This window comes from Paraburkholderia sp. J12 (genome assembly GCF_905220215.1).
Lineage (GTDB): Bacteria > Pseudomonadota > Gammaproteobacteria > Burkholderiales > Burkholderiaceae > Paraburkholderia.
The window spans coordinates 23,067-41,706 of the sequence record NZ_CAJMZC010000021.1 but is presented as its reverse complement, the minus strand read 5'-3'; the positions used below and the strand labels follow the sequence as shown (position 1 = coordinate 41,706).

The window sequence follows — 18,640 nt, the reverse complement described above, 5'->3', positions numbered from 1 at the left end:
GATGCTGCTTGACATGTTACCGAGCGGTCACTATTATCGCAACACACTTGTGACCGATCGGTAACAATCTGTTGCCGCGGCGTACATGACGCGCGATCGACGATCGTACGATCGGGGCTGGGCACGGCACGACAGGAGCGAGGATGAACTGGGCAGCGAGGATGGTTGGCGGGCGTTTCCACTATGGATGGCTCGTCGTGGCGGTGGTGTTTCTGGTGCTGCTGGCGGCAGCGGGCACGCGCGCGACGCCGAGCGTGATGATGGTGCCGCTCGAACACCAGTTCGGCTGGAGCCGCGCGACGATTTCGCTCGCGATTTCGGTGAACATCGCGCTGTACGGCCTGATGGGGCCGTTCGCGGCGGCGGCGATGCAGCGTTTCGGCGTGCGCCCGACACTGCTCGCTGCGCTCGCCACCATGGGCGCCGGCGTGGCGCTTTCGTCGCTGATGACGCATCCGTGGCAGATGGTGCTGATCTGGGGCGTGATGGTGGGCGGCGCCACGGGCGTGGCCGCGCTCTCGCTCTCGGCCACCGTGGTGACGCGCTGGTTCACCTCGCACCGCGGCCTTGCGATGGGTATCCTCACCGCGAGCTCGGCCACGGGACAACTGGTGTTCCTGCCCTTTCTCGCCGCGATTGCGCAGAAGCACGGCTGGCAGTCCGTGGTGCTCGTGGTGGCAGCCGCCGCGGCGGTGGTGATTCCGCTCGTCGCCCTCCTGCTGCCCGAGCGCCCCGCCGACATGGCGCTGCGCCCCTTCGGCGAAAGCCACGATACGCCGGTTGCACCGCCGCAGCCGCAGAGCAATCCGCTCAAGATCGCATTCGGCGCGCTCACCTCGGCAAGCCGCACCCGCGACTTCTGGCTGCTCTTCTTCAGCTTCTTTATCTGTGGCGCTAGCACGAACGGCTACGTCGGCACGCACCTGATCGCCATGTGCGGCGACTACGGCATGACGGAAGTGCAGGGCGCCTCGCTGCTCGCCACGATGGGCATCTTCGACCTGTTCGGCACGACCCTTTCGGGCTGGCTGTCCGACCGCTTCAACAGCCGCCTGCTGTTGTTCTGGTACTACGGGTTGCGCGGGCTCTCGCTGATCTACCTGCCACATGCGTTCGGCATCGACTTTTTCGGCCTGCCGATCTTCGCCGTGTTCTATGGCCTCGACTGGATCGCGACCGTGCCGCCCACGGTGCGCCTCGCCACCGACGTCTACGGCAAGGAACGCGCACCCGTGGTGTTCGGCTGGGTGGTGGCGGGACATCAACTGGGGGCGGCGTTCGCGGCCTACGGCGCGGGTCTGCTGCGTTCGAGCCTCGGCACCTACACCGTGGCGTCGATGATTTCGGGCGGCTTGTGCCTCGTCGCGTCGGTGCTCGTGCTGCGGATCAATCGCGGCTCGCGCGCCGTGGGCGTGCAGGCGGCCTGAGCAGTGCCTCGACCGTTCGCGGTGCCGCGCCCTGGCCGAGGAGGTATCTGCACGATTCACATCGCGCGGTTATCCTAGTGTCCCCCGGGCGAGCGCCCGAACACACCAAGGACAGACAAGGCATGACGAAGCACAAACCCGCACCGACAGCCGTGCCCATCCACGAACTGATTGCCGGCCGCTGGAGCCCGCGCGCGTACTCGAACGAGCCGGTGAGCCGCGAGGCGCTGCATACGGTGATCGAGGCGGCGCGCTGGGCGCCCTCGGGCTACAACCTGCAACCGTGGCGTTTCATCGTGTTCGATCGCACCACGAACGAAGGTGCCTTCAAGCGCGCGTTCGCCACGCTCGTGCCGTTCAACCAGCAATGGAATGCACCGGCTCCGGTGCTGATCGCGGTCGCGGCGCAAACGCTCACCGCGAAGGGCGAGGTCAACCGCACGGCGCAATACGATGCAGGCGCGGCGGCCATGTCGCTGGTGCTGCAGGCTCATGCGCTGGGTCTTGCCGCGCACCAGATGAGCGGCTTCGACGTCAATGCGTTCCGCACCGAATTCGCGCTGCCGAACGACGTGGAACCGCTCGCAATCATCTCGATCGGCCATTACGGCGACAGCGAGAAGCTCGAGCCCGTGCTGCGCGACCGCGAGAAGGCGGAGCGCACGCGTTCGGCAGTCGGTGACATTGCCTACGAGGGTGCCTGGAAGCAGCCGTTCAAGGGCTGAATCCCGGAATCCTGGCGCGAGCGCCGCTGGCGGGCAGCGCCAAAAATCAGACAAAACGCGCGGCTTGCCGCGCGTTTTTCATCGCGGCAGCGCCCTGGCCAGGGCTGCGGTTGCCGGGCGCCGGAGTTTCGTGATACAAAGCCCGTCCTCCCAGCCCATCCCTCGTGCTGCGCAGATCCTGCGCGGTGCTTCCTGCCATGAACACGTTCTGCGCGATTGATTTCGGGACCTCCAATTCTGCGGTAGCGCTGCCCGCCGCCGCGTCCGGCGGCGCCATGCGGCTCGCGCCCGTGGAGGATGCGCACGCCACGTTGCCCACCGCCGTGTTCTTCAATACCGACGAGCACACCCGCGAATTCGGCCGGGCTGCGCTCGCGTCCTATATCGACGGCTTCGACGGGCGCCTGATGCGCTCGATGAAGAGCATCCTCGGCTCGCCGCTCGCGGAGAGCACGACGGACCTCGGCGACGGCAGCGCGATCCGCTACACGGACATCATCGCGATCTTCGTGGATCACCTCAAACGCAGCGCCGAAGCCTGCGCCGGCGTGCCGATCGCGCGTGCGGTGCTGGGCCGCCCGGTGTTCTTCGTCGACGAGGATCCGCGCGCCGACCAGCTCGCGCAGGACCAGCTCGAGGCGGCCGCGCGTTCGGTGGGGTTCCAGGAAATCCAGTTCCAGTACGAACCCATCGCCGCCGCGTTCGACTACGAGTCGCGCCTTACGGAAGAGGGGCTCGTTCTGGTGGCCGATATCGGCGGCGGTACTTCGGACTTCTCGCTCGTGCGCGTGGGGCCGCAGCGTATGCCGCGGCTCGAACGCAAGGACGACGTGCTTGCGCACCATGGCGTTCACGTCGCGGGTACCGATTTCGACCGCCGCGTCGAACTCGCGACGATCCTGCGCGAAATCGGCTATCAGTCGCTCGACCCCGAAGGGCGCGAAGTGCCCAATCGCGTGTACTTCGATCTCGCGACCTGGCACCTGATCAATACGGTCTATACGCCGCGGCGCGCGGCTGAACTCAAGCTCATGCGCCACCTGTATCGCGACGCGCGGCATCACGACCGCTTGATGCGCGTGGTGGAGCAGCGTCTGGGGCACGCGCTGGCGGCGCGCGGCGAGGAGGCGAAAATCGGCGTTTCGGCGGGTGGCCAGACCCTGATCGATCTGGATGCGGTGGAGGCGGATCTGCGCCTCGCCTTCGACGACGCCCAACTGGTCGAAGCGGGCCGCGAAGAAACGCGCCGTATCGTCGAGGCGGCGCGTGAGACGGTGCAGGCGGCCGGCGTCAAATCGGCCGACGTGAACGCGCTCTATTTCACCGGCGGCTCGACGGGCCTTCTGTTCCTCACCGAGGCGCTTGCCGGGGCGTTTCCGCTGGCACGGCCCGTGTTCGGCGACCGCCTCGCCAGCGTGGCGACGGGCCTCGGCATTCACGCGCAGCGCCTCTTCGGCTGAAGCGGCCAAGAAAAAACCCCACCTTCCAGAGGAAGCGTGGGGTTTTTCGGTAAGCTTGCCAGGCAGAATCCCAGGTCAGGGACTCTGGTGGGCAATGTACGCTTAGACCGGCTTGATGTTCGCGGCTTGCTTGCCCTTCGGGCCCGTACGAACTTCGAACTGCACCTTCTGGTTTTCTTGCAGCGTCTTGAAGCCGTCGACCTTGATTTCCGAGAAGTGCGCGAACAGGTCTTCGCCGCCGCCGTCCGGAGTGATGAAGCCAAAGCCCTTTGCGTCATTGAACCACTTGACGGTACCGGTTTCCATATTACTTTCCTAAAGATGAATTGAGGCCGAAGCCAAACTGAGGTGCATGAAAATCAAGGAAGGGGTATGGGACCAGCCGGAGTACCGTTGATGGGCGAACTACGAGAGACCTAATCACACTCGCCGCTTGAAATCCTGCCCGAACTTTATACGGCGAATTGATCAGAAGGTCAACTAGAAGACTCCCCTTCTCAATGTTTTTTTACGTTAGGGTCGCAACAAGAGCTTACAAACCTTGCGCCGGTGGCGATTTTTTTGTAGATAGCCGCAGATTTTTGGCGCCTTTTGGTAGTGCAACCGTTAAACTACGCGCCGCGCTAAGGTTGCGCCCACGGGTGCAATCGAAGGAGTGAGCGCAGGTGCGACTGCTGTGAAAACCCGCCCTCAAAACAGACGGGGCTCCCGGTGTCGAACTGCTCTTGAAACAGGAGAAGACGTGAAAAGTTCTATTCAACGGAACATCGGCCCGTTTGCGCTGATGTTTACGGGCCTCGGCTCGATCATCGGTTCGGGCTGGCTGTTCGGCGCATGGAAAGCGGCGAAGATTGCAGGTCCGGCCGCCATCTGCGCGTGGATCATCGGCGCCGTGGTCATTCTGGCCATCGCCCTGACTTACGCCGAACTCGGCGCGATGTTCCCGGAGTCGGGCGGCATGGTTCGCTACGCTCGCTACTCGCACGGCGCCCTGGTGGGTTTCATCAGCGCCTGGGCCAACTGGATCGCCATCGTTTCGGTGATTCCTATCGAGGCCGAAGCTTCCATCCAGTACATGAGCACCTGGCCCTACCAGTGGGCGCATGCGCTCTTTGTCGACGGGTCGCTAACGCATTCAGGGCTAGGGCTCTCGGCACTGCTCGTGATCGTGTACTTCCTGCTCAACTACTGGGGCGTGAAGCTTTTCGCGCGCGCCAATAGCGCCATCACGATCTTCAAGTTCATCATCCCGGGCCTGACCATCATCGGCCTGATGTCCACGGGCTTTCACCACGAGAACTTCGGCCAGTCGACCGACTTCGCGCCCTATGGCTGGTCGGCGGTGTTCACGGCGGTCGCGACGAGCGGCATCGTGTTCGCGTTCAACGGCTTCCAGAGCCCGATCAACCTCGCCGGTGAAGCGCGCAATCCGTCGAAGAGCATTCCGTTCGCGGTGATCGGCTCGATCGTCTGCGCGCTCGTGATCTACGTGCTGCTGCAGATCGCCTACATCGGCGCGGTCAATCCCGCCGACGTGCTCAAGGGCTGGAACACGTTCAACTTCAAGTCGCCGTTCGCGGAACTCGCGATCGCGCTGAACCTGAACTGGCTCGCGATCCTGCTCTACGTGGACGCGTTCGTGAGCCCGAGCGGCACCGGCACGACCTACATGGCGACGACCTCGCGCATGATCTACGCGATGGAGCGCAACAACACGATGCCGAAGATGTTCGGCAACGTGCACCCGTTCTACGGCGTGCCGCGCAACGCGATGTGGTTCAACCTGCTCGTGTCGTTCATCTTCATGTTCTTCTTCCGCGGCTGGAGCTCGCTTGCGGCAGTGATCTCGGTGGCGACGGTCATCTCGTACCTCACCGGCCCGATCAGCCTGATGGCGCTCAAGCGTGCGGCCACGGACCTCGAGCGTCCGCTCTCCGTGCCGTTCATGAAAGTGATCGCACCGTTCGCGTTCGTCTGTGCTTCGCTGATCCTCTACTGGGCGAAGTGGCCGCTGACGGGCGAGATCATCCTGCTGATGGTCGTCGCGCTCCCGGTGTACTTCTACTTCCAGGGCAAGGAAGGCTGGGCAGGCTGGGGCCAGGACCTGAAGGCGGCCTGGTGGCTGTGCGCCTACCTGCCGACGATGGCGGTTCTCTCGCTGATCGGCAGCAAGCAGTTCGGCGGTAGTAACGTGATCCCCTACGGCTGGGACATGCTGGTGGTCGCGCTGTTCTCGCTCGTGTTCTATTACTGGGGCGTCCACTCGGGCTACCGCACGCCGTACCTCAAGGAGCGTGAGGAGCACGACGAGGTGCTCGAAGGGATCGGCGCGCACTGATCGCCGTCACCTCTGTGCGGCGTTCGCGCCGCACCGGGACGTGAAAAAACCCGCCTGAATCGCTTCAGGCGGGTTTTTTTGTGCCTGCTTTACGTTGCTGGGCGCCGTTAATGCGCCGAACCGAACACGTAGTTCGTCATCGCGAGCGCGCGCTGGTAGGTGCCCAACGATTGCACGCCCAGCGTGTAGTCGTCGTCGGCTGCGCCGAGCGCCGCGAAAACGGGCAGCAGGTGCTCGTCGGTCGGGTGCATCAGCTGTGCGTGCGGGGCACGGCGCCGGTAGTCGAGCAGCGCGTCGATGTCGCGGGCGGCGAGATGCGTCTCGAACCAGTCGGTGAATTCCGCCACGCGCGGGTCGGCGTCTTCCGGGCGTGCCGAGAAGTCCGCCGCGCGCAGGTTGTGCGTGATCTGGCCCGAGCCGATCACCATCACGCCGTCGTCGCGCAGGGCGCGCAGCGCGCGACCGAGGGCGAAGTGGTGCGCGGCGTCGGCGCGCGGCTGGATCGAAAGCTGGGCGACGGGCACGTCGGCTTCAGGGAACATCAGCAGCATCGGTACCCAGGCGCCGTGGTCGAGACCATGCGGCTCTTCGCCGGCCGTCACGCCGTGCTCGCGCAGCAGCGCAGCGGCGCGCTGCGCCGTGTCGGGCGCGCCGGGCGCCGGGTACTGGATTTCGTAGAGCGCGCGCGGGAAGCCGTAGAAGTCGTGGATCGTCTCGGGCTGCGCCGCGGTGCTGACGACGGGCTGGAGCGTGCCCCAATGCGCCGAGAGCATCAGCACGGCTTCGGGCCGCGGCAGCTGCGAGGACAGCGCGGCGAAGCCGCCGGAGGGCAGCGACGGGTCGATGGGCAGCGTCGGCGCGCCATGCGACAGGAACAGGGTGGGCAATCGGGTTGCGGTAGTCATGATCGCGGGCCGCGGCAAGGCAGCCTGACAGGTTCGGTTGCGATCAATATAAGTGCCTACCGCAGAGAATTAAACGTGGCGAATGGGAATTGATTGTGTCGCCAGTGTTGGTAATCGAGCCGGGTTGCCGCGCAGCAATGTGCGGCCCGCGGGGCAGGCGAGGGGTACTTCAGTCGGCGCTGCCGCTACGCAGCCCTTGCCACGAGGGCGAGAGCGCGGGCCCGAGTGCGAACAGGTCGAGCACGCGCGCGACCGTCTGATCCACCATGTCCTCGATCGAGGCAGGCTGGTTGTAGAACGCGGGCAGCGGCGGGAAGATCACGCCGCCCATCTCCGTGACCGCCGTCATGTTGCGCAGGTGGGCAAGATTGAACGGCGTTTCGCGCACGAGCAGCACGAGGCGGCGGCGCTCCTTGAGCGTGACGTCGGCCGCGCGCGCGATCAGGTTGTCCGAGAGGCCGTGCGCGACGCTCGCGAGCGTCCTCATCGAGCAGGGCGCGACGATCATGCCGTCGGTGGCGAACGAGCCCGAGGCGATGCTTGCGCCCACGTCGCGTACCGAATGCACGACGTCGGCGCGCGCGTGGAGGTCGTCCTTGGCGAGTTGCAGTTCGTGCTGGATATTGAGCCAGCCCGCCGACGAGATCAGCAGATGGGTTTCGACGCCGCCGAGCTTGCGCAGCATGTCGAGAATGCGCACGCCGTAGATGGCGCCGGTCGCGCCGGTAATGGCGACGATCAGCCTGCGTGGGGAAGTGCCGGAAAGATTCACGGATGGGCGGCTTGCCAGGACGGCGGGCGCATGCCTGCCGTCCCGCGCGCTTCAGGTCCGCTTCAGGCTTGTGCGAACAGCTGCTGCAGTTCGCCGTTCTGGTACATCTCCATCATGATGTCCGAGCCGCCGACGAATTCGCCCTTCACATAAAGCTGGGGAATGGTCGGCCAGTTCGAGAATTCCTTGATGCCCTGGCGGATCGCTTCGTCTTCGAGCACGTTCACGGTCTTGAACTGATCGACGCCGCAAGCCTTGAGGATCTGCACCGCGCGGCCCGAGAAGCCGCACATCGGAAACTGCGCATTGCCCTTCATAAAGAGGACGACGGCGTTTTCATCGACGATCTGCTTGATGCGTTGTTGGGTATCCATGACTGACCTTGCAATGTATTGATGCGGAACAGGGTGAAATGATAGCGGATTTCGCCCGCGCGGGCCGGGCGTAGAAAGGGCGTTGCGGCTGCTGCGGGCGGCGCCGGGCGGCTGTGCTCCGGCGGCTCCGGCAGTTCAGGCCGCTCAGGCCGCTCCGGTCACGATCCGGCCGCCGCTGATCCGCTCGATGCCGGCGAGATCCTTTTCCGAGCGTACGTCGGCGAAACCTTGCGCCGCGAGCAGCGCGCGCACGGCTTCGGCCTGGTCGTAACCGTGCTCCATCCAGAGCACGCCGCCCGGTGCGAGATAGGCGCTCGCGCCGGCCGCGATCGCGCGCAGGGCCGTGAGGCCGTCGGCTTCGTCGGTGAGCGCGCCGCGGGGCTCGAAGCGCAGGTCGCCCTGATCGAGGTGCGGGTCGCCGTTCGCGATGTACGGCGGGTTGCTCACGATCGCTTCGAAGCGCAGTGACGGATCGAGCGCTTCGTACCAGCTTCCGGCGGCGAAGGTGAGCGGGCCGCCCGGCCGCTTCGCGTCGAGCAGATGCCCGGCGTTGCGGCTGGCCACGTCGAGTGCGGCTACCGATCGATCGACGGCCCAGACGCGTGCGTCGGGCCGCGCCGAGGCGATTGCCACGGCTATCGCGCCGCTGCCCGTGCCGAGATCGAGCACGCGCGGCTGCGCTCGGCCCTCGATGGCGGCCAGCGCCGTTTCGACCAGCAATTCGGTCTCGGGGCGCGGGATCAGCACGTCGGGCGTGACTGCGAAGGTGAGACCGTAGAACTCGCGCGCGCCCACTAGTTGCGCGACCGGCTCGCCGCCCGCGCGGCGCGCTTCGAGCGCGCGCCAGGCCTGCACGCGCGCCGCATCGAGCGCCTGGTCGCCGCGCGTGATGAGCTCGGTGCGGCGCCAGCCCAGCACGTGCATCAGCAGCACGCGCGCTTCGAGCGCGGGCAGCGGCGAGGCGCGCAGCAGGGCGTCGGCGGTGATGGCGGGGTCGTTCACGTCGGATGCGGCGTCAGTCCGCATCGCCGAGCGAGGCGAGCTGCTCGGCCTGATGCTCGGTGAGGAGCGCGCCGATCAGTTCGTCGATTTCGCCGTCCATGATCGATTCGAGCCGGTAAAGCGTGAGGTTGATGCGGTGATCGGTGAGGCGTCCCTGCGGGAAGTTGTAGGTGCGGATGCGCTCCGAGCGGTCGCCCGAGCCGACGAGGCTCTTGCGTGTCGCCGCTTCCTTCGCGTGCTGCTCCTGGTACTGCTTGTCCTTGATGCGGGCGGCCAGCACCTTGAGGGCGCGGTCCTTGTTCTTGTGCTGCGAGCGGTCGTCCTGGCACTCCACGACGATGCCGGTGGGAATGTGCGTCACGCGCACGGCCGAATCGGTCTTGTTGATGTGCTGACCGCCGGCGCCCGAAGCGCGGAACGTGTCGATGCGCAGGTCGGCGGGATTGATCTCCACCTCGCCGATTTCGTCGGCTTCCGGCATCACGGCCACGGTGCAGGCGGAGGTGTGGATGCGGCCCTGCGTTTCGGTGGCCGGCACGCGCTGCACGCGATGGCCGCCCGATTCGAACTTGAGCTTCGAGTACGCGGCTTCGCCCGCGATACGCACGATCACTTCCTTGTAGCCGCCGAGATCCGACTCGCTCGCCGACATCATTTCGATCTGCCAACGGTTGCGCTCCGCGTAGCGCAGGTACATGCGCAGCAGGTCGCCCGCGAACAGCGCCGATTCGTCGCCGCCCGTGCCCGCGCGGATTTCGAGGAACACGTTGCGTTCGTCGTTGGGATCCTTCGGCAGCAGCATCTTCTGCAGTTCGAGCTGCAGCTGCGTCTGGCGTTCGCGCGCGCTTTTCACCTCTTCTTCGGCGAACTCGCGCATCGAGGCGTCCGAAAGCAGATCCTTCGCCGCCGCTTCGTCGTCGCGCGCCTGGCGCCATTGCGCGTAATGCTCGACCACCGGCTCCAGCTCCGCGTGCTCGCGCGTGAGTTTGCGGTACTGATCGCGGTTGGATGTCACGTCGGGACGGCTCAACAGGTCGTTCAGCTCGGCCAGGCGTGTTGTCAGCTGGTCGAGCTTCGATTGCATGCTCGTTTTCATCGGGCGGTTCGGAGCGGGGTCCGGGTAGGGCTGCGAGAGAGAAAGGGAGTAGCGGGCGGCGTGCCCGGGCTGCGGCGTGGGCTGACGCCGCGAAAGCGGTCCGTGCCGCTAACGGTCCGAAGAACCGGACGATTCGGAAGGCGTATCGGCGGCCGACTGCGCGGACGGAGCGGCCTGCGCGTCGCGCGCGGCCGCCCGGTCCGGCTGGCCATGCCGGTAGAAACCGCCCATCAGCTGGATGAGCGAGTCGCGGTTCTCGCCGCTCACGCTGTTGAGCGCGTGCGTGGGACCGTGGATCAGCTTGTTGGTGAGCGATTGCGACAGCGCTTCGAGCACGGCGGACGGGTCGTCGCCGCGCGCGAGCGCCTTGCGTGCGCGTTCGAGCTCGGCGCGGCGCAGCGCGTCGGCCTGGGTGTGCATGTGGCGGATCACCGGCACGATGCTGCGCGAATCGAGCCACTGCATGAAATTCTGCACGCGCGTCTCGATGATCGTCTCGGCCTGGGCGACCGCCGCCTGGCGCGAGGCATTGCCTTCGCGCACGATGGTGCCGAGGTCGTCGACGGTGTAGAGGAACACGTCTTCGAGCTGGCCGACTTCGGGCTCGATGTCGCGCGGCACCGCGAGATCGACCATGAAGATCGGCCGGTGGCGGCGCGCCTTCACCGCGCGTTCGACGGCGCCGAGACCGATGATCGGCAGCGTGGAGGCCGTGCACGACACGATGATGTCGAATTCGTGCATGCGCGCGGGCAGGTCGGCGAGCGGAATGGCGCGGCCGCCGAAACGTTCGGCGACATAGCGGCCGCGCTCGGCGGTGCGGTTCGCGACGACGAGTTCGCGCGGCTGCTGCGCGGCGAAGTGCGCGGCGCAGAGTTCGATCATTTCGCCCGCGCCGATGAACAGCACGCGCTGATTGGCGATCTTGTCGAAGATGCGTTGCGCGAGGCGCACGGCGGCGGCAGCCATCGAAACGGATTGCGCTCCGATTTCCGTCGTGCCGCGCACTTCCTTGGCCACGGCAAAGGTGCGCTGGAACAGCTGGTTCAAATAGGTGCCGAGTGCGCCGGCCTCGGTGGCGGTGCGCACGGCCGTCTTCATCTGACCGAGGATCTGGGTTTCCCCAAGGACCATGGAATCGAGCCCCGATGCCACGCGGAACGCATGGCGCACGGCTTCGGATTGCGGCAGCGCATAAACGTGCGGCGCCAGTTCCTCTGTACGCAGACCGTGGTACTGCGAGAGCCACTGGACGGCGGCCTCGCGCGAGGCGTGGTCGTCGGTGGCGCAGTAGAGCTCGGTGCGGTTGCAGGTGGAGAGGATGGCGGCTTCGGGCGCGTTGAGCGCGCGGCGGCCCGACCAGGCTTCCTTGAACAGGGCGAGTGCAGGTTTGATCTGTTCGAGCGGAAACGCCACGCGTTCGCGCAAGGCGACTGGCGCGGTGTGGTGATTGATTCCGATCGTTAGAAGCTGCATACCATGGGGGAAAGATTTAGGCGGATATTATAACTTTTCCTCGCTTTCGGTATGGGCGACGACGGAGTCCGGGTATTCCGCCGTGGACATCGCCCGGGTGGATGCCGGCAACCTTTCCAGCTGGTATCCGAAGCCATACAGCGTGCCGAGGCGCCAGCCATGCTCGGGTCCCAGCTGCAATTTGCTGCGCAGGCGGGACGCGTGCGTATCGAGTGTCCGCGACCGTACGTCGCGGTTCAGATTCCAGACCGTTTCCAGAATGCGCGCCCGAGAAACGGGGCGCGATGCGTTCGTGAAGAGCAGCAGGGCGAAGCGGAACTCTTTCGGCGTGAGCGTGATGGTCTGGCCCCGAAACGAGACCTGATAGCGCCCGGAGTCGAACACGTAGTCGCCGAATACCTGGCGCGCGCGGTTGTGGGGCCGGCGTACGCCCGCTCGGCGCAGCAGGGCGTCGATGCGTGCCAGCATCTCCGGGCCGCGGACCGGCTTCGCGATGCAGTCGTCGGCGCCGCCGTGCAGTGCCGAGACAATCTCGCTTTCGTGCGGCGCCACCATAAGGACGATGGCGGGAAGCCCCGGCAGCGCGCGGCGTGCGTGGGGGATCAGGTCGTCGGCGCCGGCGTCGCCGCACCACCAGGCGGCCAGCAGGAGGTCGAAGGGGACTTCCGCCAGGGCTTCGAGGAAGGCCGCGCTGCTGGAAAACTGCTGGCAGGCATGGCCGCCACCGATCAGGAGGCGCAGGATGATTTCGGCCTGACTCGCGTCAGGCTCGACAAGAGCGATTCGCATGAGGATTCCATGCCGCTGCGGCCCGATGCGCTTGCCTTGCGTCATCCCGCCCCCTACACTCATTCGCTACGCGGGACGCGCCGAGCCGACCGTTTTCCAGTGAAAACCAGTTAATGAGAAATAGATGCTAGCCGGGGCGAAGCAACGGTCCTATCAGACATATCTGAAAGTGTGCGGGGCGGAATTCTGATGGGCGCAGCCGGTATTGTTTTGACCGGGGCCGTCGCCGGACTGGCGGGCTGGTGGCTTCATCCGCTGCGCCACGGCGCGCGCGGCGGCCTCATACTGGCGATCGTGGCAGGCGTGTTTGGCGCCGCACTCGCAAGCGTTGCCGGTCGTGTCACCGGCCTTTTCTACGATGGCGAACTGCTCGAGTGGCCTGTGTGCACGGCCTTCGCGCTCGCTTTTGTCGCACTGGCGCTCGCGCTGCGCTTGCGCCGCCAGGCGCCGCCCCGCTAGCCCGGCCGAACTCGCACTACGCTTCCAAGAAATCTTCTCGCAGGTGAAATCATGAACGCCCGACTTCCTGAAACCTCCACGATTCCCGAACGGATCGCCGCCCTGCGTGCCGCCATGGCGCGCACGGGTGTCGATGCCGTGCTCGTGCCGTCCGCCGACCCGCACCTCTCCGAATATCTGCCGCCGCGCTGGCAAGGCCGGCAGTGGCTCTCGGGTTTCACGGGGTCGGTGGGCACGCTCGTGGTGGCGAAGGATTTCGCCGGCGTCTGGGTGGACAGCCGCTACTGGGAACAGGCGGAGCACCAGCTCGCGGGCAGCGGCGTCCAGCTCATGAAGATGACGGGTGGCCAGCAGACCGCGCCGCACATCGACTGGCTGGCGCAGAACGTGGCGGCCGGCGGCACGGTGGCCGTGGACGGCGCGGTGCTGGGCGTCGCCTCGGCGCGCGTGCTCTCGGATGCGCTATCCGCGCGCGGCGTGACGCTGCGCACCGATCTGGATCTGCTCGACGACGTGTGGACCACGCGCCCCGCGCTGCCGCTGCAGCCCGTCTACGAACACGCTGCACCGCATGCCGATACGAACCGCGCCGGCAAGCTCGAAGCCGTGCGCCGCGCGATGCAGGAGAAGGGCGCGCAGTGGCATTTCGTGTCGACCCTCGACGATCTCGCCTGGCTCTTCAACCTGCGCGGCGCCGATGTGAGCTACAACCCCGTGTTCGTCGCGCATGCCTTGATCGGGCCGGATACGGCCACGCTCTTCGTCGCCGACGGCAAGGTGCCCGAGGCGCTCGCCCAGTCGCTTGCGGGCGACAACGTGCGCATCGAGCCCTACGGCAAGGCGTCGGCGGCGCTTGCCGCGCTGCCGGCGGGGGCCGCGCTCCTCGTCGATCCGCGTCGCGTGACGCACGGCCTGCTGCAGGCGCTCGCGCCGGCCGTGAAGCTCGTCGAATCGATCAACCCGAGCACCTTCTTCAAGTCGCGCAAGACCGCGGTCGAAGCCGAGCATGTGCGCAAGACCATGGAGCAGGACGGCGCCGCGCTCGCCGAATTCTTCGCGTGGTTCGAAGGGGCGCTGGGCCGCGAGACGATCACCGAACTCACCGTCGACGAAAAGCTGAGCGCGGCGCGCGCGCGGCGCCCCGGCTTCGTGTCGCTCTCGTTCGGCACGATCGCGGGCTTCAACGCGAACGGCGCGATGCCGCATTACCGCGCGACGCCCGAATCGCACAGCGTGATCGAAGGCAACGGCCTGCTCCTGATCGACTCGGGCGGCCAGTATCTGGACGGCACCACCGACATCACGCGCGTGGTGCCGGTCGGCACGCCGAGCGACGAGCAAAAGCGCGATTTCACGATCGTCCTGAAGGGCATGATGGCGCTCTCGCGTGCGCAGTTCCCGCGCGGCATCCGGTCGCCGATGCTCGACGCCATCGCCCGCGCGCCGATCTGGGCCGAGGGTGCCGACTACGGCCACGGCACGGGGCATGGCGTGGGCTACTTCCTGAACGTGCACGAAGGCCCGCAGGTGATTTCGCACTACGCGCCCGCCGAGCCGTGGACGGCGATGGAAGAGGGCATGATCACCTCGGTCGAGCCGGGCATCTACCGGCCGGGCAAGTGGGGGGTGCGCATCGAGAATCTGGTGCTGAACCAGAGCGCGCAGAAGACCGCGTTCGGCGACTTCCTGCAGTTCGAGACGCTCACGCTGTGCCCGATCGATACGCGCTGCATCGACCTTTCGCTGCTGCAGGACGACGAGCGCGCCTGGCTGAACGACTATCACCGCACGGTGCGCCTGCGGGTTTCGCCGCTGGTTTCCGGTGAAGCGCTCGCGTGGCTCGAAGCGCGCACGCAACCGGTTTGAGCGCAAAACCAGGCACGGAACCCGAGGAAAGGCGGCGATGGCGATCAAGGCAGTGGTGTTCGATTTCGGCGGCGTGCTCGTGGACTGGAGCCCGGAGTATCTGTATCGCCACTTGATCCCGGACGCCGACGAGCGCCGCTGGTTTTTCACCCACGTCTGCACGATGGACTGGGTGGTGCGCCAGGACGGCGGCCAGCCGATCGCCGAGGGCACCGAAGAACTCGTCGCGAAGTTTCCCGGGCACGAGGCGCTGATCCGTGCGTTTTACGCGCGCTGGCACGAGATGGTCGGCGGGCTGCTCGAAGGCGGCGTGGCGACTTTCGAGCGGCTCGAGGCGGCCGGCGTGCCGCTCTTCGGCTTGACGAACTGGTCTGCGGAAACCTTTCCCTGGGCGTGGGAGCGCTTCGGCGTGCTGCGGCGCTGCCGTGACATCGTGGTGTCGGGGCGCGTGAAGCTCGTGAAGCCCGACCCGGCCATCTTCCACGAGATGTTTCGCCGCATCGAGGCCCAGTTGCCGGGCGTGCGGCCCGAAGAACTCGTCTTCATCGACGACAACCGCCATAACGCCGAAGCCGCCACGGCGCTCGGCTGGCACGGCGTGCATCACACGAGCAACGATGCCACCGACGCCCGTCTGCGCGAGCTGGGCCTGCCGGTCTGACGCAACCGGCGCGCGGGTTGCGCCGGTCGCGCCGGCTACTTCGGCTGCGCTGTGCTTCCACCGCCGCCCAGCAGATTGCGCAGCGCGTCCGTGAGGCCCTTCGCGGTCTGGCCCGCGCCCTGCACCACGCCCTCCGCGCTCACGCCCAGCGCTTTCGCAAAGCCCGCCCGCAGATCCGTCGTCAGGTTTTCGTCGAGGTGAAACTTCGGGTCGCGCAAATTCCCGTCCAGCACGAAATGCAGCGTGATGTCGCCGTTGTGCGCCTTTAGCGCAGCCACGGCGATGCGCGTGGGAATGGCGAGAAAGGTGTCGAGCGGATCGCTGCTGGGCGCGAGCTGCAGCTGATGCAGTGTGATCGTGCCCGGTGCGTGCAGGCGGTAGGCGTTCACCGTCGAGGTGATGTCGAGATCGAGCGTGCCGCCGGTCACGCGCGCCTTCGTGCCTGTCTTCCTCAGCAACCAGGGATCGAGCGTCGAGATATCGACGCCGCGCAGCGTCGTGGTGGTCTGCGAATCCTTGCTCGCGATGCGCACCCAGCCGCGAAACGACACCTGCCCCGTATGCTGCGGTCCCTTGATCGCGCCCGTCACCGCGATCTGCGTCGGCTCGGCGAGCGCGGGCAGATGAATGTGATCGACCGTGGCGTTGGCGTCGCTCACCGTTACGCGATAGGGCGGGTTGCTCACGCTGCGGTCGTAGAACACGAATTCGCCCACTTCGAAGGCGACGTGGTCGATGAGTTTTTCGGCAGGCAACGATGTCGATGCCGAGGATGCCGAGGATGCCGAGGATGCCGAGGATGCCGGGGCGCCGGAAGCCGGCGGCGCTCCGGTGTTTCCTACGCTGCCGCGCAGATTCGGCATGATCTGGATCGAGCCGTCTGCGCGGCGCAGGACGTTCATCGTGAAGCCGTGCACCGTGACGTCGCGAATATGGATGCGGTGCGCGAGGAACGCGCGCAGGTCGGGCGTGATGGTGATGCGCGCCGCGTGCAGGGTGTCGGCGGTCGGCCAGCCTGGCGGCGCTTTGAGGTGCACGTCGGAAAGCTCGACCGAGCTGAGCGTGAACGCCACGTCGATCCTGCCCGCCGTGCCGATGGGGGCGAGCGCCTCGGCCACGCGCGCCTTCGCTTCGCGCTGCAGCAGGTACAGGCCGCCGAGCGCGCCCAGTATGAGCACCGCCACGACGATCGCCGCGACGAGGGCGAAGCGGGGGAGTGTGCGATGGGTGGGCGGCGACGTCATGCGAAACACCTCGTGCAGGAAGTGGACGAAGCGGGAGCGGGGGGCGCTTGCCGTGTGACCCCGCCTGGAGCAACGGGCACAGCGTAACGGGTTTCGAGCAACCGCCGTGCCGCGCATGCCAGAAAAAACGGCAGCCCGTGGGCTGCCGTTCGCCGCGAGGACCGGGGACGCAACGATGCGCCGTCGGCCGGTCGCCGTCCGCTTCGGTTCCGCCTCGATTTAGCGGCTGATCGGCTTGTAGCGCAGACGCTTCGGCCGTGCGGCTTCTTCGCCGAGACGCTTGATCTTGTCGGCTTCGTACTCCTGGTAGTTGCCGTCGAAGAACGTCACCTGCGAGTCGCCTTCGAACGCGAGGATGTGCGTGGCGATGCGGTCGAGGAACCAGCGATCGTGCGAGATCACCATCACCGAGCCCGCGAATTCGAGCAGCGCATCTTCGAGTGCGCGCAGCGTTTCGACGTCGAGGTCGTTCGACGGTTCGTCGAGCAGCAGGACGTTGCCGCCCGAAATCAGCGTCTTGGCCAGATGGAGACGGCCGCGCTCGCCGCCCGAGAGGTTGCCGACGATCTTCTGCTGGTCGCCGCCCTTGAAGTTGAAGCGGCCGATGTACGCGCGCGACGGCGTTTCGTACTTGCCCACCGTCAGCACGTCCGCGCCGCCCGAGATTTCCTCGAACACGGTCTTGCCGGCGGCCAGCGCGTCGCGGCTCTGGTCGACGTAGGCGAGCTTGACCGTCGGGCCCTGCACGATCTCGCCCGAATCCGGCTGCTCCTTGCCCGTGAGCATGCGGAACAGCGTGGACTTGCCGGCGCCGTTCGGCCCGATGATACCGACGATGGCGCCGGCCGGAATCTTGAAGCTCAGGTTGTCGATCAGCAGGCGGTCGCCGTACGACTTGCTGACGTTCTTGAATTCGATGACTTCGTTGCCGAGGCGCTCGCCCGCCGGAATGAAGATTTCCTGCGTTTCGTTGCGCTTCTGGTAATCCGTGCTCGACAGCTCCTCGAAGCGCGCGATACGCGCCTTCGACTTCGCCTGGCGACCCTTCGGGTTCTGGCGCACCCACTCCAGTTCCTTCTTGATGGCCTTCTGGCGCGCCGATTCCGTCGCTTCTTCCTGCTTCAGGCGCTCGTCCTTCTGGTCGAGCCAGCTGGAGTAGTTGCCCTTCCAGGGAATGCCGTGGCCGCGGTCGAGTTCGAGAATCCACTCGGCGGCGTTGTCGAGGAAGTAGCGATCGTGGGTCACGGCGACCACGGTGCCCGGGAAGCGCGTGAGGAACTGCTCGAGCCACTCGACCGATTCGGCGTCGAGGTGGTTGGTCGGCTCGTCCAGCAGCAGCATGTCGGGTTTTTCGAGCAGCAGCTTGCACAGCGCGACGCGGCGCTTTTCGCCCCCCGACAGATTGCCGATCTTGGCGTCCCAGGCCGGCAGGCGCAGCGCGTCGGCGGCAATTTCGATCTGCTGCTCGGCGCTGCCATCGGTCGTCGCGAGAATCGCCTCGTACTTCGCCTGCTCGGCGGCGAGTGCGTCGAAGTCGGCGTCCGGCTCCGCGTAGGCGGCGTAGATCTCGTCGAGCTTCTTCTGGGCGTTGAACACGTCGCCGAGACCCTCTTCGACCGCTTCGCGCACGGTCTTTTCCGGGTCGAGCTGCGGCTCCTGCGGCAGATAGCCGATGTTGAGATTGGGCATCGGCGTGGCTTCGCCTTCGATGTCCTTGTCGACGCCGGCCATGATCTTGATGAGCGTGGACTTGCCCGAGCCGTTCAGACCGAGCAGGCCGATCTTCGCGCCCGGGAAAAACGACAGCGAGATGTCTTTCAGGATCTGGCGCTTGGGCGGCACGATCTTGCCGACCCGGTTCATGGTGAAGACGTATTGGGCCATGAGAGTGTCTTTGGAAACGGGAAGAAAAAGGGGGCGGGACGCGGGCTTTGCGCTTGCAGGCGCCGCGCCGGACCGCGAATTGGGGTGAAGCGCAAACCGCTATTGTACGGGGCGCGGGCGACCGGGGAGTGAATCCGGACGGCGGTCCGGCCCGCGGCGGCG

At 66.3% G+C, this 18,640-nt stretch carries 16 protein-coding genes and 1 pseudogene; 7 read left to right on the top strand and 10 right to left on the bottom strand.

Annotated features, from left to right (window positions below; translation table 11 throughout):
- Nucleotides 1-143: 143 nt before the first annotated feature.
- The 3 genes from U5760_RS29120 to U5760_RS29110 all read left to right on the top strand — a co-directional run bounded on the left by U5760_RS29120 (nucleotide 144) and on the right by U5760_RS29110 (nucleotide 3,612).
- A complete protein-coding gene (locus U5760_RS29120; RefSeq protein ID WP_322015780.1) occupies nucleotides 144-1,427 on the top strand; it encodes an MFS transporter in 1,284 nt (427 codons plus the stop codon).
- Between the two features lie 122 nt (nucleotides 1,428-1,549).
- On the top strand, nucleotides 1,550-2,152 hold the full coding sequence (locus tag U5760_RS29115; RefSeq protein ID WP_322015779.1) for a nitroreductase family protein: 603 nt from the start codon (nucleotides 1,550-1,552) through the stop codon (nucleotides 2,150-2,152).
- A gap of 197 nt (nucleotides 2,153-2,349) precedes the next feature.
- The gene (locus U5760_RS29110) at nucleotides 2,350-3,612 is read left to right on the top strand and encodes an Hsp70 family protein (RefSeq protein WP_322015778.1); all 1,263 of its coding nucleotides are present in this window, start codon (nucleotides 2,350-2,352) and stop codon (nucleotides 3,610-3,612) included.
- 102 nt (nucleotides 3,613-3,714) lie between these two features.
- Here U5760_RS29110 and U5760_RS29105 read toward each other — a convergent pair whose 3' ends face one another.
- On the bottom strand, nucleotides 3,715-3,918 hold the full coding sequence (locus U5760_RS29105; RefSeq protein WP_027797379.1) for a cold-shock protein: 204 nt from the start codon (nucleotides 3,916-3,918) through the stop codon (nucleotides 3,715-3,717).
- Nucleotides 3,919-4,354: 436 nt separating this feature from the next.
- Here U5760_RS29105 and U5760_RS29100 point away from each other — a divergent pair, with 436 nt between their 5' ends.
- Nucleotides 4,355-5,950 (top strand): APC family permease, encoded by a 1,596-nt coding sequence (locus U5760_RS29100; RefSeq protein ID WP_322015777.1) that lies wholly within the window; start codon nucleotides 4,355-4,357, stop codon nucleotides 5,948-5,950.
- Nucleotides 5,951-6,057: 107 nt separating this feature from the next.
- Here the strand turns inward: U5760_RS29100 and U5760_RS29095 are convergent, their stop codons facing one another.
- The 7 genes and pseudogenes from U5760_RS29095 to U5760_RS29065 form a co-directional block, all read right to left on the bottom strand.
- On the bottom strand, nucleotides 6,058-6,855 hold the full coding sequence (locus U5760_RS29095; RefSeq protein WP_322015776.1) for a class III extradiol ring-cleavage dioxygenase: 798 nt from the start codon (nucleotides 6,853-6,855) through the stop codon (nucleotides 6,058-6,060).
- Nucleotides 6,856-7,024: 169 nt separating this feature from the next.
- Nucleotides 7,025-7,627 carry a UbiX family flavin prenyltransferase gene (locus U5760_RS29090; RefSeq protein ID WP_322015775.1) on the bottom strand — a complete coding sequence of 201 codons (603 nt, stop codon included), beginning with the start codon at nucleotides 7,625-7,627 and terminating at the stop codon, nucleotides 7,025-7,027.
- 62 nt (nucleotides 7,628-7,689) lie between these two features.
- Nucleotides 7,690-8,001: a Grx4 family monothiol glutaredoxin gene (grxD, locus tag U5760_RS29085; RefSeq protein WP_027797885.1), complete on the bottom strand. Its 312-nt coding sequence runs from the start codon at nucleotides 7,999-8,001 to the stop codon at nucleotides 7,690-7,692.
- A gap of 144 nt (nucleotides 8,002-8,145) precedes the next feature.
- Nucleotides 8,146-9,027, bottom strand: coding sequence for a peptide chain release factor N(5)-glutamine methyltransferase (prmC, locus tag U5760_RS29080; protein ID WP_322015774.1), 882 nt, complete (start codon nucleotides 9,025-9,027; stop codon nucleotides 8,146-8,148).
- Nucleotides 9,017-10,099: a peptide chain release factor 1 gene (gene prfA / locus U5760_RS29075; protein WP_322015773.1), complete on the bottom strand. Its 1,083-nt coding sequence runs from the start codon at nucleotides 10,097-10,099 to the stop codon at nucleotides 9,017-9,019. Before prfA ends, prmC begins: the two co-directional genes overlap by 11 nt.
- 210 nt (nucleotides 10,100-10,309) lie before the next feature.
- Nucleotides 10,310-11,575, bottom strand: a pseudogene (gene hemA / locus U5760_RS29070) (glutamyl-tRNA reductase); the annotation flags it as partial.
- A 27-nt stretch (nucleotides 11,576-11,602) separates the two neighbouring features.
- The gene (locus U5760_RS29065; protein ID WP_322015772.1) at nucleotides 11,603-12,364 is read right to left on the bottom strand and encodes a response regulator transcription factor; all 762 of its coding nucleotides are present in this window, start codon (nucleotides 12,362-12,364) and stop codon (nucleotides 11,603-11,605) included.
- A gap of 189 nt (nucleotides 12,365-12,553) precedes the next feature.
- Between U5760_RS29065 and U5760_RS29060 the strand changes: the two genes are divergently transcribed.
- Genes U5760_RS29060 through U5760_RS29050 form a run of 3 tightly spaced genes read left to right on the top strand, consistent with a single transcriptional unit; the run spans nucleotide 12,554 to nucleotide 15,350 of the window.
- Nucleotides 12,554-12,823: a hypothetical protein gene (locus U5760_RS29060; RefSeq protein ID WP_322015771.1), complete on the top strand. Its 270-nt coding sequence runs from the start codon at nucleotides 12,554-12,556 to the stop codon at nucleotides 12,821-12,823.
- Between the two features lie 51 nt (nucleotides 12,824-12,874).
- Complete coding sequence (locus tag U5760_RS29055) at nucleotides 12,875-14,689, top strand: aminopeptidase P family protein (RefSeq protein WP_322015770.1); 1,815 nt, start codon at nucleotides 12,875-12,877, stop codon at nucleotides 14,687-14,689.
- A 37-nt stretch (nucleotides 14,690-14,726) separates the two neighbouring features.
- Nucleotides 14,727-15,350, top strand: coding sequence for an HAD family phosphatase (locus U5760_RS29050; protein ID WP_322015769.1), 624 nt, complete (start codon nucleotides 14,727-14,729; stop codon nucleotides 15,348-15,350).
- 35 nt (nucleotides 15,351-15,385) lie between these two features.
- Here U5760_RS29050 and U5760_RS29045 read toward each other — a convergent pair whose 3' ends face one another.
- The gene (locus tag U5760_RS29045) at nucleotides 15,386-16,594 is read right to left on the bottom strand and encodes a DUF748 domain-containing protein (RefSeq protein WP_322015768.1); all 1,209 of its coding nucleotides are present in this window, start codon (nucleotides 16,592-16,594) and stop codon (nucleotides 15,386-15,388) included.
- Between the two features lie 219 nt (nucleotides 16,595-16,813).
- Nucleotides 16,814-18,478: an energy-dependent translational throttle protein EttA gene (ettA, locus tag U5760_RS29040; RefSeq protein WP_322015767.1), complete on the bottom strand. Its 1,665-nt coding sequence runs from the start codon at nucleotides 18,476-18,478 to the stop codon at nucleotides 16,814-16,816.
- Nucleotides 18,479-18,640 lie beyond the last annotated feature (162 nt).

Coding starts and splice junctions, on each gene's coding strand:
- U5760_RS29060 (WP_322015771.1), top strand. CDS start 12,554: ATGGGCGCAGCCGGTATTGTTTTGACCGGGGCCGTCGCCGGACTGGCG.
- prmC (WP_322015774.1), bottom strand. CDS start 9,027: ATGCGGACTGACGCCGCATCCGACGTGAACGACCCCGCCATCACCGCC.
- U5760_RS29115 (WP_322015779.1), top strand. CDS start 1,550: ATGACGAAGCACAAACCCGCACCGACAGCCGTGCCCATCCACGAACTG.
- U5760_RS29055 (WP_322015770.1), top strand. CDS start 12,875: ATGAACGCCCGACTTCCTGAAACCTCCACGATTCCCGAACGGATCGCC.
- ettA (WP_322015767.1), bottom strand. CDS start 18,478: ATGGCCCAATACGTCTTCACCATGAACCGGGTCGGCAAGATCGTGCCG.
- U5760_RS29050 (WP_322015769.1), top strand. CDS start 14,727: ATGGCGATCAAGGCAGTGGTGTTCGATTTCGGCGGCGTGCTCGTGGAC.
- U5760_RS29120 (WP_322015780.1), top strand. CDS start 144: ATGAACTGGGCAGCGAGGATGGTTGGCGGGCGTTTCCACTATGGATGG.
- U5760_RS29095 (WP_322015776.1), bottom strand. CDS start 6,855: ATGACTACCGCAACCCGATTGCCCACCCTGTTCCTGTCGCATGGCGCG.
- U5760_RS29045 (WP_322015768.1), bottom strand. CDS start 16,594: ATGACGTCGCCGCCCACCCATCGCACACTCCCCCGCTTCGCCCTCGTC.
- U5760_RS29110 (WP_322015778.1), top strand. CDS start 2,350: ATGAACACGTTCTGCGCGATTGATTTCGGGACCTCCAATTCTGCGGTA.
- U5760_RS29105 (WP_027797379.1), bottom strand. CDS start 3,918: ATGGAAACCGGTACCGTCAAGTGGTTCAATGACGCAAAGGGCTTTGGC.
- grxD (WP_027797885.1), bottom strand. CDS start 8,001: ATGGATACCCAACAACGCATCAAGCAGATCGTCGATGAAAACGCCGTC.
- U5760_RS29065 (WP_322015772.1), bottom strand. CDS start 12,364: ATGCGAATCGCTCTTGTCGAGCCTGACGCGAGTCAGGCCGAAATCATC.
- prfA (WP_322015773.1), bottom strand. CDS start 10,099: ATGAAAACGAGCATGCAATCGAAGCTCGACCAGCTGACAACACGCCTG.